The following is a 17,395-nucleotide window of genomic DNA, read 5'->3' as shown; positions in this document are numbered from 1 at the left end:
TCCTCTGCAAACGCGATCATCGACGTTTCGCCGCACGGGGCAGTCCCTGCATTGACTGCGCGCGATGATGGATCCTACGCTAATGCAAGCGCTGTCATTCGGGAGCGTTCTGACTCCGTTTTTGAAGGACATCGTGACCGAATCACTGGTGCTTGCCGCAGATCCCACCCTCGACGCCACCTGGTGGCGCCAAGCCACGGTCTATCAGGTCTATCCCCGCAGCTTCGCCGACAGCAACGGCGATGGCCTGGGTGATCTGCCCGGGGTGACGTCTCGGATCGACTATCTCGCCGGGCTCGGCGTCGACGCCATGTGGCTCAGCCCGTTCTATCCCTCGGCGCTGGCCGACGGCGGCTACGACGTGGCCGACTATCGCAACGTGCATCCCCAGCTCGGCACGTTGGACGACTTCGACGAGATGGTGGCTGCCGCCCACGCCGCCGGCATCCGGGTCATCGTCGACATCGTGCCGAACCACACCTCTGACCTGCACGAGTGGTTCGTCGAGGCACTCGCGGCCGAGAAGGGCTCCGCCGCGCGGGACCGCTACATCTTCCGCGACGGCTCGGGACCGGACGGCTCGGAGCAGCCCTCGGACTGGGAGTCGCATTTCGGCGGTAGCGCCTGGACCCGGCTGCCCGACGGTCAGTGGTATCTGCACCTGTTCGCCCGCGAGCAGCCCGACCTCAACTGGGACAACCCGGAGATCCGCGAGGACTTCCTCACCACGCTGCGGTTCTGGTCCGACCGTGGGGTGGACGGATTCCGCGTGGACGTGGCGCACGCCCTGGCCAAGGACCTGAGCGAACCGCTACGGAGCTCCACCCCGCTGCACGGCGAGCTGCCGCTGGACGGCAGCGACCCGCTCTACGACCGAGACGAGGTGCACGAGATCTTCGCCGAGTGGCGCAAGGTGTTCGACTCCTACGACCCGCCGCGGACCGCGGTGGCCGAGGCGTGGGCGCCGACCGAGCGTCGCGCCTTGTACGCCCGTCCGACCGAGCTCGGCCAGGCGTTCAACTTCGACCTGGTCCAGATCCACTTCGAGGCCGAAGAGTTCCGGTCGGTCATCACCACCTGTCTGAGCGAGGCCGAGGTGTCGGGTGCTTCGTCGACGTGGGTGCTGTCCAACCACGACATCGCCCGGCACACGAGCCGCTTCGGCCTGCCGCGCGGTACCGATCTGAACGACTGGCTGATGAGCGGCGGTACGACGCCGGTGGTCGACCGAGAGGCGGGCCTGCGTCGGGCGCGGGCCGCCAGCTTGTTGATGCTGGCGCTGCCGGGGTCGGCATACCTCTACCAGGGTGAGGAGCTGGGGCTGTTCGAGGTGGCCGACCTGCCCGAGGAGACGTTGCAGGACCCGATCTGGGAGCGGACCGGACGGCAGCGCAAAGGCCGGGACGGGTGCCGGGTGCCGCTGCCTTGGTCGGAGCAGGGCCCCTCTTTCGGCTTCGGCACCGGGGAAGGCTGGCTGCCGCAACCGGCGGAGTTCGCGGGCGCGTCCGTCGCCGCGCAGGACAAGGCGCCGGGCTCGACCCTCGAGCTCTACCGGGAAGCGCTGCGGCTGCGCCGTTCGCTGCAAGGGGCCGAGGAGCTGAACTGGATCAGGAACCCGTCAGCCGACGTCGTGCACTTCGTCAGGCCCGGTGGCTGGCACTGCGTCACCAACTTCGGCACCGCCGTCGTACCGCGGCCGGCCGGGGTGGTGCGGCTCTCCAGCCAGCCGATGCACGGCGATGAGCTGCCCGGTGAGACGACGGTCTGGCTGACCGACTGGCCGCAGGACTGAGCGGGTCCGTCGATGCCGCGGGACGGTCCTCTAGGGTGGTGAGCATGCCCTTGTTCGGCCGCAAGAAAACAGCAGAGCGCGAGATCGTGCCCGCCCCGACGGAGCCGTTGCCGGATCCTCCGGCGGCCGGCCCATCGGGCCTCCGGTCGCTGGAGGACCACCGCGACTATCTCCTCAGCTGCATCGAGGAGCTGCCGCCGTTCGGGCAGCAGATCCTGGACACGCTCGACCTCAGCCTGTGTGAGGACATCGTCTCCGCGGTGAACCTGCCGGGCTTCGACAACTCCGCGATGGACGGCTACGCGGTGCATGCCCAAGACGTCCTCGGCGCAGCCGAGCACGCGCCGATCCAGCTGCCCGTGGTCGGTGAGGTGGCGGCCGGTCAGTCGGCCACCCACCGGCTCTCACCCGGCACGGCGATGAAGATCATGACCGGCGCCCCGCTGCCCGAAGGGGCCGACGCGGTGGTGCCGTACGAGGCGACCGACCGGGGAACCGCGGACGTCAAGGTCTTCGCCGAGGCGCCCGCCGGACAGCACATCCGCCGCCGCGGGGAGGACATCGAGGCGGGCAGCCTGCTCTTCTCGGCCGGGGACCGCCTCGGACCGCGGAGCATCGGGCTGCTGGCCGCGGTCGGCCTGGACAAGGTGCTGGTCCGCCCGCGACCCCGGGTCGTGGTGGTGTCGACCGGCTCGGAGCTGGTCGAGCCGGGACTGTCGCTGAACAGCGACGAGCAGATCTACGACTCCAACTCCTATCTGCTCGCCGCGGCGGCCCGCGCGGCGGGCGCACAGGTCTTCCGCGTCGGTCCGGTCGGCGACGACCCGGACGAGGTCAAGCAGCTCATCTCCGACCAGCTGGTGCGCGCTGACCTGATCCTCACCACCGGCGGTGTCAGCCAGGGCGACTTCGACATCGTCAAGGCCGTGATGCCCGAGCTCGGCCAGACCGACTTCGCCTCGGTCGCGATGCAGCCCGGAAAGCCGCAGGGCTTCGGGCTGATCGGCGAGGACCGGACCCCGATGATCATGCTGCCGGGCAACCCGGTGAGCGCCTTCGTCTCGTTCGAGGCGTTCGTCCGGCCGGCGATCCGCAAGCTGATGGGCGCCACCCCCTACAGCCGGACCGCGGTCAAGTGCCGCGCGGCGCATGCCATCACCTCGATCGCCGGGCGCAAGCAGCTGGCCCGGGGGATCGTGACGTTCGGCAACGACGGCTCGCGCGAGGTCGAGCTCGCCGGCGGACACGGGTCGCACCTGGTCGGCAGCCTGGCCCGCGCCAACGCTTTGATCGTGATCGACACCGACACCGAGTTCGTCGCCGCCGGTGATGCGGTCGACGTGTGGCTGCTGGGCGAAGAGCAGTAGGCCATGACGGACGCGGTCTTCCCTCACCTGAATGCCACCGGCGAGGCCCGGATGGTGGACGTGTCGGAGAAGGCCGTCACGACCCGGACCGCCACGGCGGCAGGACTGGTCAGGCTCAGCGCCGAGTGTGTCACCGCCCTGCGCGACGGCGCCGTCCCCAAGGGCGACGCACTGGCCGTGGCTCGGATCGCCGGGATCATGGGCGCCAAGCGGACGGCTGAGCTCATCCCCCTGTGCCACCCGCTGCCGCTGACCGGAGTCGACCTGGTCGCCACCGTCGTCGATGCCGGTGTCGAGCTCACCGCCACCGTCCGAACCGCCGGGCAGACCGGGGTGGAGATGGAGGCGCTGACAGCGGTCAGCGTCGCCGCCCTGGCCGTGGTGGACATGGTGAAGGCCCTCGACCGGGCCGCCGTGATCAGCGACATCCGGGTGCTGGCCAAGTCGGGCGGTCGTCGCGGCGACTGGCAGCGTGGCGAGCCGGGCCGCCCCGGTTCCTCCCCGAGAGCCGGCACACCATGACCCTCACGGCAGTGGTGATCACCGTCTCGACCCGGGCCGCGGCCGAGGTCTATTCCGACCGTTCCGGACCCATCGCTGCCGACGCGTTGCGCGAGGCCGGGTTTCTCGTGGGTGAGCCGGAGGTGGTGCCGGACGGCGACGCGGTCGGACAGGCGCTGCGGCGGGCGATCGACGACGGCCACGCCGTGGTGATCACCACCGGCGGCACCGGGCTGACCCCGGACGACCACACCCCGGAGCAGACCCGGGCGGTGCTCGATCGGGAGATCCCCCAACTGTCCACGGCGATCGCCCGCTACGGAGCCGACCATGGCGTGCCGACGGCGCTGCTGAGTCGCGGGCTGGCCGGCGTGGCAGGTCGGACCCTGGTGGTGAACCTGCCCGGCTCCACCGGCGGGGTGCGCGACGGCATGGCCGTGCTCGCCCCCGTTCTAGGCCACGCCGTGAGCCAGATCCGAGGCGGGGACCACTGACGTGGACCCCGAGCCCGATGAACCGCGACGTGGCGGTTCGATATCTCCGGTGCTGAGGCCGCCGCACCGTTGGCCGGTGACCCTGCGCCACCATGACATCGTCCTGGCGCCGATGCGGCGCCGGGACCAGGCGGACTGGGAGCGCGTCCGGCGGGCCAACCAGACCTGGTTACGGCCCTGGGAGGCGACGCTGCCGGCCGGCTCCAGCCCCGGCCCCACCTCGTACGCGGGCCTGGTCCGGGCTCTCACCCGGCAGGCGCGCGAGGGTCGGATGCTGCCGTGGCTGGTCTTCCTTGACCCGGTGCAGCCGGGGCGCCGCGGTGTTCGACAACTCGTCGGTCAGCTGACGGTGAGTGGCATCGTGGGCGGTTCGGCGTCGTGGGGCCAGATCGGCTACTGGGTCGACCAGCGGGTCGCCGGCCGCGGCATCATCCCGACGGCGGTGGCGCTGGCCACCGACTACTGTTTCGACGTCATCGGGCTGCACCGAATCGAGATCGCCATCCGGCCCGAGAACGAGCGAAGCCTGCAGGTGGTGCACAAGCTGGGGTTCCGGCCCGAAGGACTGCGGCCCCGCTATCTGCACATCAACGGCGAGTGGCGTGATCATCTGGTCTTCGCCCTCAACGCAGAAGAGGTCCCGGGCGGTCTGCTGAACCGTTGGGATCTCTCGCGGCCGCCCGCCATCGGTGGCCCACCGGCCGACTAGCCACCGGGGAGGGCCCAGATTTTCCTGTGCTCACGAGGTTTTCGGCGACACACCGTCGCAGATGGCGGCCTGCACGCGCTGCGCCACATACCTTCAGGGTGTGGGAACGACCGGGCTGATCTTCGCAGCGATAGCAATCGCGTGGCTGGTCTATCTCGTCCCGCTGACGGTGAAGAGCCGCAGTGAGGACTCCGAGGATGTCGACCCGAACAATCGTTTCGCCGACTCCATGCGCATCGTCCGCTACGGCACGGCGCCGCTTCTTGATCAAGACCTTGAGGAGATCGGTCACGTCGAGGTGTCCACGCCGATGACGCGACGGGCCGCCATCGAGGACCTGCGTCGGCTGGAGCGGATGGCCGCCCGTCGACGCCGACGGACACTGGTCGCGCTGATGTTCTGTCTCACCGCAGTGGCGTCGGTCTGCGGCTTCGGTCTGTTGCCGTGGTGGTCGGTCGCCATCCCTGGTGCCCTGCTGGTCGCCTTCGTCGCGATCGCCCGGGTCAGCGTCCGGGCCCTGCGCGCCTCCTTGGACCGGCGCTACGCCACCATCTGTCGGGGCAGCGACGAGTGCACGGTCTTCCTGAGTCGCAGCGAGCTGGCGAAAGGCGTGGCCGACAAGGCGGAGTCGACCCTGGGCCGCAGCGAGCCGGCGGTCAAGCCGGGCCGGCTCTGGGACCCGGTCCCCATCACCATGCCGACGTACGTGTCCAAGCCGCTGGCACCCCGGACGGTCCGCACCATCGACCTGTCCTCGCCGGAGTTCGCTGCCGCGGCCCGGCACAGCGTGCCGGTCACCGCCGACGCCCCGGTGGTGTCGGAGCCGGTCGCCGAGGGCAACGAGGAGCTGCCCCGGGCGGCCACCGCCTAGGCGGAGCGGAAACCCGCGGGCTGCCAGCCCGCTCGCAGGTGGTATTGTTTCTGTTCGCAGCGGGCCGGGAACGGCTCACTGAGGGGCTATGGCGCAGTTGGTAGCGCGTCTCGTTCGCATCGAGAAGGTCAGGAGTTCGAATCTCCTTAGCTCCACCGATTGAGTTTGGCGGCCACGGCGTCTAGGACCCACTCCAGTCCTGTCGCGAAGGACGTTTCGGCATCCACCTCCGTGCCATCGTGCACTATCTTGGCCACCGTCGGGAAGCGACCCGTGGCCAGCACCGTCGACAGGTGGGCGCCGCGGGCGCGCTGCCAGTCGTGACGAGACAGGCCCGTGTCGCGTTCGGCCCGTACGTTCGCGATCTCTCGCCTGATCGCGCCGATGAGGTAGGCGTTGATCGTCTCCACGGCGCGCATCACGGTGTCGATGTCGGCAAGGCCGTCGAGGCTGGCCAACATGGGTTCGGCGACGGCGAGGCTATTCGGGCCGAGCGCCGGGCGGCCACCGAGCAGGTCGGCCAGCCATTCGTGCCGCAGTGCTGTCTGCCTGGTGCGGTGCGCGTAGCCACGCAGCGCCCCCCGCCAGTCACCATGGCGCTCCTCAGAGAGCACCTCGGCCTGGACCTCATCGACCATGAGGTCGAACAGCTCCTCCTTGGTTGAGATGTAGCGGTACAGCCGCATCGGGCCGGCGTTCAGGCGAGCGGCGACCTTGCGCACTGACACCTCCGCCAGACCGCCCTCGTCCGCCAGCGCGATGGCAGCGAGAACGATCTGCTCCCTGTCAATCGGCACTGGGAGCGCTGGCGGCTCCGGCCGGTCCCAAACAGTCATAGTCGCCCTTCCGTTGACATGCATCGTATCGCAAACATACAGTGTATTGGCATGAGACATCGTATCGCTGTGGTGGGGGCGGGTCCGGCCGGCCTCGCCTTTGCCCACGTTCTTTTTCGTCACGGCCACGCGGTCACCGTCTTCGAACGAGACCCCGGCCCCGACACCCGCCCTCCGGGCGGCACGTTGGACCTGCACGAAGGACTGGGCCAGCTTGCGCTCGACAAGGCTGGTCTGCTCACCCAGTTCCGAGCGCTGTCCCGTCCTGAGGGGCAGGCCATGCGCATTCTCGATACGGACGGGACAGTTCTGCGCGACTGGCAACCCCAGCCTGGCGACCGGGCGAACCCAGAGATCGATCGGGGGCAACTGCGGGATCTGCTACTCGGCCCACTAGATGTCCAGTGGGGACGGAAAGTGACCAAGGTAGTGGCGGGAACCCCAGAGGGGACTGCGGTGCACTTCATGGAAGGACGAGCTGAGACGTTCGACCTCGTCGTCGGCGCCGACGGTGCCTGGTCACGAGTACGCCCGGCACTCTCGCTAGTGGAGCCGCACTACACCGGCGTCACCTTGATCGAGACCTCCCTGGACGACGTCGACACTCGGCACCCTGACCACGCCCGGGTCCTCGGCGACGGCTCTGTGGCGGTGTACGGAGTGAACAGAGCTCTCGTTGCCCAACGCAACAGCGGCGGCCACGTCAAGGTGTACGCCCAGTTCCGCGCTCCGTTGGACTGGCACATGAGCCTAGACCTGGCTGACGCCGAGGCGGTGCGGTCCAGCCTGCTGGCTCTGTTCGACGGCTGGGCCCCCTCGGTCCTCGATCTCCTCCGGCTCGGCGCCCGTTTCGCGCACCGGCCCCTCTACGTCCTTCCTGTTGGCCACAGCTGGACCCACACCCCCGGGGTCACCCTCCTGGGCGACGCCGCTCACCTGATGCCTCCGTTAGGAGTGGGCGCGAATCTTGCCTTGCTGGAGGGAGCCGAGCTTGCCGAGTCCGTCGCTGCTGAGCCCGAAGATCTGGACCACACCGTCCGGGCCTACGAGGAACTGATGTGGTCGCGGGCCGCCAGGTGGGCCAAGATGACAACGGCCGGTCTGGAACGTCTGGTTGGCCCGGACCCTGCCGAAGCCATTGCCCTCTTCGACCGGCTCAACCCCTCCTGAGATGTGTCCACGGCCAAGAGCTACGGTTCCCACGGTGGACTTCCCACCACGCACCGGTGATCGTGGACTGACGGGTCGATCACCACCTCGGGACAGTTCCTGCGGGGAGCGAGCGCGGAGCATGATCGACAAGTCACGGATCGCCGACGAGCTGGGTACCGGCCCAACCTCGCTGCCCGTGCCATCCGTACCGGGCGGTCCGGGCTGGTGCTGCTCTCGTTGACGCAGCTTTCGGACCCATGGTCCAGTCGATCAGCAGTGCGACCAACCTCGCCCTCGCCGACGCAGCACGCGATCTGCAGCCGCTCGTCCTGGCCGACGGGGACTGGGCAGATTGACAGCCAAACGCCGTCGACGTCGGGATTAGCGGGAGGACCCGCACGGACTTGACTGGGCCTGTCTGGGCCGGCGGCCAGCGGCGCGGGCGGCACTGACACGGGAGAGGTCAATAGGCAGACACGCCGTGGGCCACAGCCCACAACGAAAGTGTCCGCAGATTGTCCGCAGCAGTTAGTGAGCCAACCTGTACAGCGACGAATCACCACGAGACGTCAGCGCTGGTCAGCTAGAGTTTCGGCGGCACATGCGCACCATCGATAACTCATCGTTTATTGGTTAGCCGTTCGCGATGACCTTCGTACCACCAGCAGTGATGATCACGCCAGCGCTGTCACCCAAGTGGATCTGGCCTCCGCCGGCCTTTCACGCCCGCCGCCTCAAGGCGCCGCTTGACGGCTACCAGCTTGTAGACGAAGACGGCAGCCGCAGTGACTGCGCCCGCATCGTCAAGTAGGCCGATTGGTCCAAGCATCACCTCAGGCAACACGTCGACCGGGCTCGCCAAGTAGACCAGGGCGCCGAACATCGCAATCAGGCCGCGCGGCGGAACTCGATAGCGCCACATGACGAATCCAATGACCGCCACCCCTAGTAGAGACAGGGCACCGAGCAGCACGAGCACCAGAGTCAGTAGTTCGGACAGGTCCATGGTCCCTACTGTGCCTCATGGGCCGGTCGCTCACCGCTCCCAATCGTGCGGCCCATGTGCGCCCCGCACCTCAAACACCATGCACCCAGATACAACACCTTCAGGCAGGGCACCGGGTGCACGATGGGGAGGACCGCCTACCTAACCTTCGCATCGAGAAGGTCAGGAGTTCGAATCTCCTTAGCTCCACGCAGATTGAGAAACTCAAACTTGCCCCGTCTGATGGCGGGGCATTTTCGTGTCTGGACTCGGATCGGTCGTCTCACCGTGAAGAGCGTGGGTCTGGCGTAGCCGCGCGGCCGGCCGCGAGCAGCGGCCTACGCGGCGGGGCGGGTGGCGTGGAGGAACTGCTGGAGCGCTTCCCGGCTGGAGGCTAGGCAGCTGATCTTGGAGTCGAGGTCGGCGATCTGGTCGCGGAGCAGGCCGGCGAGGATGTCGTCGCAGGCGTCGGTCCATCCGACCTTTCCCGATTGACGATCGAGGACGATCTTGATGAAACGGGTCGGCACGCCCGAGCTGCTGAGGTCCCGGATGGTGAGGACCTGCTGCACATCGGTGTCGGTGTAGTCGCGGTAGCCGTTGGCGTGGCGTCCGGGGTGGAGCAGTTCCTGCTCCTCGTAGTAGCGCAGCATCCGGGCTGCGACACCGGTCCGCCGGGTGACCTCTCCGATCCGCATCCGTCCCTCGACTCTCCGAAGTGCTCTCGGCCCCACGATGACTTGACCTTCACAGTGATGTCAATGTTTACCGTGGCGATGTGACGGAGAATCTCGACCGTGCCGCGTCAATGACCACCCCGACCCGACGGGTGTGGCCCGCGCTCGCGGTCCTCACGACCGCGACGTTCTGCACCGTGACCGCCGAGATGCTCCCCGCCGGACTGCTGCCCTCGATCAGCCGGGACCTGAACGTGTCCGAGAGCGCGATCGGGGTGCTCGTCAGCGCGTGGGCGGTCACCATCGCGGTGGTCGGCATACCGCTGGTGCGGCTGACGCTACGGGTGCCGCGCACGGTGCTGCTGAGCGTCAGCCTGGCCGCGACGGCCCCGGCGAACCTGCTCACCGCCCTCGCCCCGGACTACCCGCTGGCGCTGATCGGCCGCATCCTCGCCGCGTCCGCGCATGGGCTGTTCTGGGCGGTGGTCGTGTCCTATGTCGCCTCGATCGTCGAGCCGGCACGGCTGGGCCGGGCGCTGTCGATCGTGCTGGCCGGGCCCACCCTCGCTGGTCTGGCCGGACTGCCCACTGCGGCCTTTCTCGCCGAGCACACCGGCTGGCGGAGTGTGTTCGCGGGCCTCTCGGTGATCCTTGGCCTGACCGCGCTGGCGCTGCGGCTCGTCCTGCCCCGGAAGACCGAGACCACAGGGGCGCAGGACGAGCCGCCGGGGGCCTGGGATCGCAGCGCCCGTGATGTCGTGGTGGTCGCCGGCGCCAGCGGTCTCGTCCTGGTCGGGCACTTCGCCGCGTTCACCTACGTCACCACCCTGGTCACCGGCCTCGGCGGCCTCGGCCGGGGGACTATCCCCATCGTGCTGCTGGTCCTCGGCATCACCGGCGGTCTGGGCGTCGTGATCTCCGGGTTCGCCTCCGACCGCTTTCCCCGCGCAGCGATCGTCACCGCAGCAGCACTCGTCGCCATCGGTCTGACACTGCTGCGACTCGGTGAAGCTCACCCAGTCGTCTTCATCACCGGCGTGATCGTGTGGGGCTTCGCGATCGGAGTATTTCCCCCGATCCTGCAAGCACGGGTGCTGCGCCTGGCCACCGCGTCGTTCCGGCCGCTGGCCGGCAGCATCGTGGTCACCGTCCTCAACCTCGGCGTCGCCACCGGCGCCACCCTCGGTGGAGTCGCCCTGGGCCTGGGACAGACCACTCTGGTCCTGGCCGCGCTGATCGCAGCCACCGCCGGAACCCTTGTTCTCGCAGTCAACGCTCGTCGGCTCCCCTGAGCTCCATGGTTCAGCGGCAGGAGAACACTCGGCAGCGCCGGAGTCGATCATCGTCTGACGTGATCCGCCCCCGCTGGCCCAGGCCAGGACTTCTTGATCTTCATCGGCCAAACCGACCACGCGGGAGTGGGGGTCTCGATAGACTCCGCGGGTGGACGCGCGAACCCCGTCGCACTCGGACCGCGCGCCCGGTCGTCCGACGATGAAGATGGTGGCCGAGCGGGCCGGTGTGTCCGTCGCCACGGTGTCGTTCATCCTCTCCGGTCGTGCCGGAGTCCCGTTGCCCGCCTCCACCGCGACCATCGAGCGGGTCCACCGGATCGCCGACGAGCTGGGGTACCGGCCCAACCTCGCTGCCCGTGCCATCCGTACCGGGCGGTCCGGGCTGGTCCTGCTGTCGTTGACGCAGCTTTCGGACCCATGGTCCCAGTCGGTCAGCAGGGCGACCAACCTCGCCCTCGCCGACGCAGCGCGCGATCTGCAGCCGCTCGTCCTGGCCGACGGAAAATGGGTGGACGTGCTGGATGGACATCCCTACGACGCCGCCTTCATCGACCACGCCGAGCAGGCCGATCTGCCGCGGCTTCGACGGCTGGTCGAACGCGGGCTTCACCTCGTCGTGTTCTCCGACGACCTCGAGCCGGAGGGGTTCGACGTCATTCGCTCCCTGCAGCGGCCTGGTTGTGAGCTGGCGCTGCAATACCTGGTCGACAACTACGACCGGGTCGGCTGCCTGACCGGGAGTGATCCCAACGATCCGGGCTGGCACCGCGAGACGGCCTATGTCGAGGCCCTGGCACGGGCCGGGAAACCACACCGGCACGCTGACCTGCAGTGGTACGTCCGGGACGTGGCCGGCGCTCACGACGGGGCGCTGCGGCTGCTGGATCGGCCCGACCATCCGACCGCGGTCTTCGCCACCTCCGACTTCGCTGCGATGGCTGTGGTCCAGGTGGCGCTCAGCCTCGGCATGTCGGTTCCCGACGATGTGGCCGTCGTCGGGGTGGGAAACACCTCCCAGGGAGGGAGCATGCGGCCGGCGTTGAGCTCGGTCGGACCCGAGGACCTCTTCACCCCGCTCGCTGAGCTGATCGTGGCCGCGGCCACCAACCCGAGCCATACCCCGACCAGGCACGACTTCCACTGGGACCTGCACCTGCGGGCCACCACCGCGCCGAGCTCCTGATCGGGGCTCACTCCGACCTCAGACCCGGGGGACCGCCGCGGCGTCGATGACCAGCTCGGCGAAGTGACAGGCCGCTCGCTGCTCGCTGCCCACCTGGCGCAGCTGCGGCTCGTCGGTCGAGCAGACCTCCTGGGCGTACAGGCAGCGGGTGTGGAACCGGCAGCCGCTGGGCGGCGCCACCGGGGACGGGGGGTCACCGGCCAAGATGATGCGCTCACGCCCCGACCGGGAGCGTCCGGGCTCGGCCGACAGCAGGGCCTGGGTGTACGGGTGGGCGGGGCGCGTGTACACCTGGGTGTCGGTGCCGACCTCGGCGAGCCGCCCCAGATACATCACCGCGACCCGGTCGGCGACGTGCTGCACCACCGAGAGGTCGTGGGCGACGAAGACGATGCTGAGCCCGAGCTCGCGTTTGAGCTCCATCAGCAGGTTGATCACCTGGGCCTGGATGGACAGGTCCAGGGCCGAGACCGGCTCGTCGCAGAGCAGCACGTCGGGGCGCACCGAGATCGCCCGAGCGATGCCGATCCGCTGCCGTTGGCCGCCGGAGAACTGGTGCGGGAACTTGTTGGCGTCCGAGGCCCGCAGTCCCACCTGGTCCAGCAGCTCGGCGATCACCTCGTCCTGGCTGCGCTGGCCCATCGCCTCGGGGTGCACCTCCAGCGGTTCGGCCAGGATCTCGCGGACCCGCATCCGCGGGTCCAGGCTCGAGTACGGGTCCTGGAAGACGACCTGGACCCGCTGACGCCACCGGCGCTGCGCCCTGGTCGAGAGCCGGTTGACGTCGGTCTGCTCGAACAGCACCTGACCTGAGGTCGGCTTCTCCAGCGCAGCCATCAACCGCAGCAACGACGACTTGCCACAGCCCGACTCGCCGACGATCCCCAACGACTCGCCGCGGGCCAGGGTGAGATCGACACCGTCGACGGCGCGGACCGGGGCGGAGCGCCCGAAGCCGCGGGAGCTGCGAACGGGGTAGTGCTTGGTCAGGCCCTTGAGCTCGTAGATCGGTTCAGTGGACACGGGACGCCTCCGGGGCGAGTTGGTGGTGCGTGATGTCCTCGACCCGCCAGCAGGCTGCGGCCTGGCCGGACGGCCGCAGGCCGTCCGCGGTGGCCAGCTCGAGCAGCACCGGCACGTCCTCGGCACACTCGGGCCGAGCGTGTGGGCATCGGGTACGGAACGGGCAGCCACTGGGGATCGAGGTCAACGAAGGCGGCACCCCGGGGATGGTGGCCAGGTCCTTGCCCTTCAGCTCCGCCGAGGGCGTCGAGCGCAGCAGCCCGGCCGTATAGGGGTGGGCGGGGTCGGAAAGCACCTGGTCCTTGGTGCCCTGCTCGACGACCCGGCCGGCATACATGACCACCACGTGGTCGGCGACGTCCTCGACGACCCGCAGGTCGTGGGTGATCAGGACGACCGCCATCGTCCGCTCCGCCTGCAGATCGGCCAGCAGCTCCAGGATCTGCGCCTGCACGGTGACGTCTAGAGCAGTGGTCGGTTCGTCGGCGATCAGGACGTCGGGGTCCAGCGCGAGGGCCATGGCCAGCATGACCCGTTGACGCATGCCACCGGAGAACTGGTGCGGATAGTCGTTGACCCGCTGCTGGGGGGCAGGGATCCCCACCTTCTGCAGCATCTCGACGGCCCGTTCCTTGGCCTCGCGCTTCTTCATCCGACGGTGCACCCGATAGCTCTCCGCGATCTGGTTCCCGACGGACTGAACCGGATTGAGCGCGGACAGGGAGTCCTGGAAGACCATGGTGATCCGGTCCCCGACGATCTTGCGCCGTTCGCGCATCGACAGTGCCAGCAGATCGGTCCCCTGATAGAGGGCCTGTCCCGACGTGATCCGTCCGGGCGGCATGTCCAAGATCCCGGTGATCGCCTGGGTGGACACGCTCTTGCCGGAACCCGACTCTCCCAAGATGGCCAGGGTCTGCCCCGGCGACACGGCCCAGGACACCTTGCGGACAGCCTGCAACTCGCCCCGGGGGGTGTCGAAGCAGACGCTGAGGTCGTTGACCTCAAGGATTGGTGCTGTCGCACTCATGAGCTCAACTTCGGGTCCAGGGCGTCTCGGATCGAGTCGCCGACGATCATGAACGAGATGGTCATCACCGAGATGAACAGCGACGGCCAGATGAACAGGTGGGGGCTGTCGCGGTAGGAGGCCGCGACGCCGAACTGGCTTCCCCAGGAGATGGTTCCGGGGGGAAGGCCGACGCCGAGGAAGGTCAGCGCCGCCTCCATCCCGACCATGCCACCGACTCCCATCGTGGTCATCGCGAGCAGCGGGCCCATCGAGTTCGGGAAGACGTGCCGGATCAGGATCCGTAGCGGCGCGACGCCGATGGCGCGCGACGCCTGGACGTACTCCTTGTTCCGGACCGAGAAGACGGTGGAGCGCATCAGGCGCATCCCGCCCGGCCATCCGATCAGCAGCAGCACGGCGGCGATCCACCAGATGTTGCGGTCCGGAACGGCGTTCAGGATGACGATCAGGGCGACCATGCCGGGCAGCGCGAACAGCACGTCCGCGGTGCGCGAGATCAGTGCATCGACAAAACCGGGGAAGTAGCCGGCCAGCAGACCGAGCGTTGAGGCGAGCACGAAGCTGCCCAGACTGCCCACCACGCTCACCAGCACCGATGGACGGGCGCCGTGGATCACGTTGCTCAGATAGTCACAGCCTTGGATGTCGAAACCGAAGGGGTGCCCGGCCTGCGCCTTCGCCGCACTCTTGGCGAGGTCGCAGACCCGTGGGTCGACGGAGGTGAACAGCTGCGGCACGACCGCCATCAAGAAGAAGAGCAGCAGCAGCAGCGTGCAGACCACGAATCCGGGCTTGCGCAGCAGCACGGCGCCGAGGGCGCGGGCACTCGGGGCGGGGGCGTCAGCCGGCTCAGCGCTCAGCTCCGGCGCGGCCACGATGATGCCGCTCATGTGCGCACCCGGGGATCGAGAATGCCGTAGAGGACGTCGACGATGAGGTTGATCACGATGAAGGACACGAAGGCGAGCGTCGAGAGAATCACCACCACCCCCCCTTCCTTGAAGCGGATCGACTGGAACATGAACTGACCGAGACCGGGCAGGTTGAAGATGCTCTCGGTGATGATCGCGCCGCCGAACATCCCGGCCAGGTCCAGGCCGATGAAGGTCACCATGGGCAGCAGAGCATTGGGCAGGATGTGGCGCCACAGGACGCGCGTCTCCGAGACGCCCTTGGCCCGGGCGGTCTTGACGAAGTCGGCGTTGACGGTCTCGACCACCGACGTCCGCAGCAACCGAGCCAGCCCGGCGAAGCCGAGCAGACCGATCACCGCGGCCGGCAGCACGTACGAGTGCGGGAAGCCGGTCAGCACGCCGGACACCGGGAACCACTTGAGCTCCACGCCGAAGAAGAACTGCGCGGCGAAGGTGGAGACCAGCGGCGGGATGGCCAGCAAGACCAAGGTGACCAGCAGCAGGGCCCGGTCGACCGGGCCCTGCCGCTTGAAGCCGGCGTAGATGCCGAAGATGAGGCCGAAGACCCACTGGAAGGCGTTCGCCAGCAGGGCCAGCTGCAGCGTCACCGGGACTCGCAGAGCGAGCTGGGCGGCGATGTCTTGGCCCTGGAAGGTGGTCCCCAGGTGGCCGGTGAAGATGTCCTTCATCATCAGCAGGTACTGGACGACGAACGGCTCGTCCAGGTGGAACTGGGCGCGCTTGGCCGCCAGTACCGCTGCCGGCAGAGGTTTCGCCCCCGACAGCTCGACCAAGGGGTCTCCCGGCATCAAGAACACCAGGGAGAACACCGCGAAGGTCACGATGACCCCGATCGGGATCGCCGAGGCGATCCGCCGAAGGAGAAACCCGGTCATCAGCCGGTGAAGGTCGAGTACAGCGCCGAGACGCCGGTGAACTTCGAGCTCTGCGGCTTGATCTTCGCCGAGTGCAGGAAGGCGTCCTGCGCGCTGTACAGCGGCACCAGCGGCAGCTCAGCCAGGGCCAGGTCCTCGGCCTGCTGGTAGAGCTTGATCGCGGCGTCGGTGTCGGGCTCGGAGTTGGCCTTCTCCAGCAGGGCGTCGAACTTCTTGTTGCACCAGCCGGCGAAGTTGGCGTCAACACCACAGGCGAGCACCGGCGTCAGGTAGTTCTCGATCGACGGGTAGTCGTGACCCCAGCCGGAGAAGCGCATGCCGTCGAGCTTGTGGTCTTCGGCGAGGGCGGTGATCTCGGACGAGACCTTGCCGACGTACTCGATCTCGATGCCGAGGTTCTGCCGCAGCATGTTGCCGATCGCTTCGGCGTTGACCTGACCGTTGGCCGAGGTGGTGCTGTAGTACATCTTCAGCTTGCCCTTGAAGCCGCCGGCCTCGGCCAGCAGCTGCTTGGCGGCAGCGGGGTCGAAGGTGCAGGCCTGGCCACACGAGCCCTCACGGGCGCCGTCGATGCTGAGGGCCACGTAGCCCTGGGTGGGCTTGGCCAGACCGACCAGGTTGGCGTAGTCATCGCGGTTGATGGCCATCGAGATGGCCTTCCGGATCCGGACGTCCTTGAACTGGTCCTCCCAATCCGGGAAGACCGCGTAGGAGATGTTGCCCGCCGTCTCGGAGACGACCCACTGGTCAGGGGCGTCGTCCTTGAACGTCTTCTTCTTGGACGCGGGGACGGAGACGTAGTCGAGATTGCCGGCCAGGAAGTCGTTGTAGGCGGTCTCGGCGTTGGCGATGAAGCGGAAGGTGATCGCTTCGGCCTCCGGCGCGAAGGGACCCTTGTAGGTGTCGCTCTTGACCAGCTTGAGGTCGGTGCCGACCTCCCACTTCTCGCCGTCGAGCTTGTAGGCACCCATGCCGATCGGGGACCGGGTGTAGGCCTCAGGATCCTTGCGGACCTCCTCGGCCAGCGGGGCGGTGCCGAGGTACTGCAGGGTCATGGCAAAAGGCGAGAACGGGTACTTCAGGCCGATGGTGAAGGTGAGGTCGTCGACCACCTTGAGACCGGACAGCTCGGTCGGCAGGTCCTTGGGGTATTCCTGGCCCTCTTCCAGCGCCGGGTTCATCTCGTCGTAGCCCTTGATGCGGGCGAACGAGCCGTTGTTGGCCCAGGCGCGGCTGGCCTGTGCGGCCATGTTCCAGCTGTCCACGTAGTCCTTGGCGGTCAGCGCCTGGCCGTTGTCGAAGGTGAGCCCCGACTTCAGCTTGATGGTCCAATTCTGGCTGGTCTCGTCGGGCGTCACCGACTCGGCGACCACGTTCTCGAGCTTGCCGGTGTCGGGGTTGGTCCGCACCAGTGGCGAGTAGAGAGCCATGGCGACCTGGATGCCCGGCGAGCCGTTCTCGTTGAGGGGGTTGATGTAGGGCAGCTCCTCAGCGGCCAACGCTATGGTGAGCGACTTGTCGCTGGTGCTGGCGCCATCTCCCGAGGAGCCGCATCCGGTGAGGACGAGGCCGAAGATGGCTAAAAAGCCGATGATCAAATTTCGCAGGTTACGCATGTCTACCTCAGTGATTAGGGCCCGGAACGGCCGGCAAGGGGAGGGAAAGTC

General features: G+C 68.1%; 17 protein-coding genes and 1 tRNA gene. 10 read left to right on the top strand and 8 right to left on the bottom strand.

Going from position 1 to position 17,395, the window contains the following annotated elements; translation table 11 throughout:
* The first annotated feature begins 133 nt into the window (after positions 1 to 133).
* From AC1XX3_RS08695 to AC1XX3_RS08665, 7 genes are all read left to right on the top strand, one after another.
* Positions 134 to 1,792 (top strand): glycoside hydrolase family 13 protein, encoded by a 1,659-nt coding sequence (locus AC1XX3_RS08695; protein ID WP_483320689.1) that lies wholly within the window; start codon positions 134 to 136, stop codon positions 1,790 to 1,792.
* 44 nt (positions 1,793 to 1,836) lie between these two features.
* Positions 1,837 to 3,159 carry a molybdotransferase-like divisome protein Glp gene (gene glp, locus AC1XX3_RS08690; protein WP_483320688.1) on the top strand — a complete coding sequence of 441 codons (1,323 nt, stop codon included), beginning with the start codon at positions 1,837 to 1,839 and terminating at the stop codon, positions 3,157 to 3,159.
* 3 nt (positions 3,160 to 3,162) lie between these two features.
* On the top strand, positions 3,163 to 3,681 hold the full coding sequence (moaC, locus tag AC1XX3_RS08685) for a cyclic pyranopterin monophosphate synthase MoaC (protein WP_483320687.1): 519 nt from the start codon (positions 3,163 to 3,165) through the stop codon (positions 3,679 to 3,681).
* Positions 3,678 to 4,154, top strand: coding sequence for a MogA/MoaB family molybdenum cofactor biosynthesis protein (locus AC1XX3_RS08680; protein ID WP_483320686.1), 477 nt, complete (start codon positions 3,678 to 3,680; stop codon positions 4,152 to 4,154). The genes moaC and AC1XX3_RS08680 overlap by 4 nt, the downstream gene beginning before the upstream one ends.
* Positions 4,155 to 4,266: 112 nt before the next feature.
* On the top strand, positions 4,267 to 4,863 hold the full coding sequence (locus AC1XX3_RS08675) for a GNAT family N-acetyltransferase (protein WP_483321171.1): 597 nt from the start codon (positions 4,267 to 4,269) through the stop codon (positions 4,861 to 4,863).
* Between the two features lie 100 nt (positions 4,864 to 4,963).
* A complete protein-coding gene (sepX, locus tag AC1XX3_RS08670; protein WP_483320685.1) occupies positions 4,964 to 5,734 on the top strand; it encodes a divisome protein SepX/GlpR in 771 nt (256 codons plus the stop codon).
* Between the two features lie 82 nt (positions 5,735 to 5,816).
* Positions 5,817 to 5,889: transfer RNA gene (locus AC1XX3_RS08665), tRNA-Ala, on the top strand.
* On the opposite strand, the gene AC1XX3_RS08660 is transcribed toward AC1XX3_RS08665, so the two are convergent.
* A complete protein-coding gene (locus AC1XX3_RS08660; RefSeq protein WP_483320684.1) occupies positions 5,881 to 6,570 on the bottom strand; it encodes a TetR/AcrR family transcriptional regulator in 690 nt (229 codons plus the stop codon). The two genes, AC1XX3_RS08665 and AC1XX3_RS08660, sit on opposite strands and share 9 nt — an antisense overlap.
* Before the next feature lie 18 nt (positions 6,571 to 6,588).
* Here AC1XX3_RS08660 and AC1XX3_RS08655 point away from each other — a divergent pair, with 18 nt between their 5' ends.
* Positions 6,589 to 7,740 (top strand): FAD-dependent oxidoreductase, encoded by a 1,152-nt coding sequence (locus AC1XX3_RS08655; RefSeq protein ID WP_483320683.1) that lies wholly within the window; start codon positions 6,589 to 6,591, stop codon positions 7,738 to 7,740.
* A gap of 670 nt (positions 7,741 to 8,410) precedes the next feature.
* Here AC1XX3_RS08655 and AC1XX3_RS08650 read toward each other — a convergent pair.
* Together AC1XX3_RS08650 and AC1XX3_RS08645 are read right to left on the bottom strand one after the other, a co-directional pair.
* A complete protein-coding gene (locus AC1XX3_RS08650) occupies positions 8,411 to 8,728 on the bottom strand; it encodes a YkvA family protein (protein WP_483320682.1) in 318 nt (105 codons plus the stop codon).
* Between the two features lie 317 nt (positions 8,729 to 9,045).
* Entirely contained in the window at positions 9,046 to 9,405 is a 360-nt protein-coding gene (locus tag AC1XX3_RS08645; RefSeq protein ID WP_483320681.1) for a MerR family transcriptional regulator, read from the bottom strand.
* An 80-nt stretch (positions 9,406 to 9,485) separates the two neighbouring features.
* On the opposite strand from AC1XX3_RS08645, the gene AC1XX3_RS08640 reads away from it, so the two are divergent.
* Together AC1XX3_RS08640 and AC1XX3_RS08635 are read left to right on the top strand one after the other, a co-directional pair.
* Positions 9,486 to 10,676, top strand: a complete 1,191-nt coding sequence (locus tag AC1XX3_RS08640) for an MFS transporter (RefSeq protein WP_483320680.1) — start codon at positions 9,486 to 9,488, stop codon at positions 10,674 to 10,676.
* Positions 10,677 to 10,827: 151 nt separating this feature from the next.
* Positions 10,828 to 11,862 (top strand): LacI family DNA-binding transcriptional regulator, encoded by a 1,035-nt coding sequence (locus AC1XX3_RS08635; RefSeq protein WP_483320679.1) that lies wholly within the window; start codon positions 10,828 to 10,830, stop codon positions 11,860 to 11,862.
* Positions 11,863 to 11,880: 18 nt separating this feature from the next.
* Here the strand turns inward: AC1XX3_RS08635 and AC1XX3_RS08630 are convergent, their stop codons facing one another.
* From AC1XX3_RS08630 to AC1XX3_RS08610, 5 genes are read right to left on the bottom strand one after another with little or no spacing between them, the layout of a single operon-like run.
* Complete coding sequence (locus tag AC1XX3_RS08630; protein ID WP_483320678.1) at positions 11,881 to 12,885, bottom strand: ABC transporter ATP-binding protein; 1,005 nt, start codon at positions 12,883 to 12,885, stop codon at positions 11,881 to 11,883.
* Entirely contained in the window at positions 12,875 to 13,915 is a 1,041-nt protein-coding gene (locus AC1XX3_RS08625) for an ABC transporter ATP-binding protein (protein ID WP_483320677.1), read from the bottom strand. The genes AC1XX3_RS08630 and AC1XX3_RS08625 overlap by 11 nt, the downstream gene beginning before the upstream one ends.
* Positions 13,912 to 14,808 (bottom strand): ABC transporter permease, encoded by an 897-nt coding sequence (locus AC1XX3_RS08620; protein WP_483320676.1) that lies wholly within the window; start codon positions 14,806 to 14,808, stop codon positions 13,912 to 13,914. Before AC1XX3_RS08620 ends, AC1XX3_RS08625 begins: the two co-directional genes overlap by 4 nt.
* Positions 14,805 to 15,728 (bottom strand): ABC transporter permease, encoded by a 924-nt coding sequence (locus tag AC1XX3_RS08615; RefSeq protein ID WP_483320675.1) that lies wholly within the window; start codon positions 15,726 to 15,728, stop codon positions 14,805 to 14,807. Before AC1XX3_RS08615 ends, AC1XX3_RS08620 begins: the two co-directional genes overlap by 4 nt.
* Entirely contained in the window at positions 15,728 to 17,344 is a 1,617-nt protein-coding gene (locus AC1XX3_RS08610; RefSeq protein WP_483320674.1) for a peptide ABC transporter substrate-binding protein, read from the bottom strand. The genes AC1XX3_RS08615 and AC1XX3_RS08610 overlap by 1 nt, the downstream gene beginning before the upstream one ends.
* Positions 17,345 to 17,395 lie beyond the last annotated feature (51 nt).

This window comes from Microlunatus sp. M237, from assembly GCF_056896895.1.
This window is presented reverse-complemented; position numbering and strand designations above follow the sequence as displayed.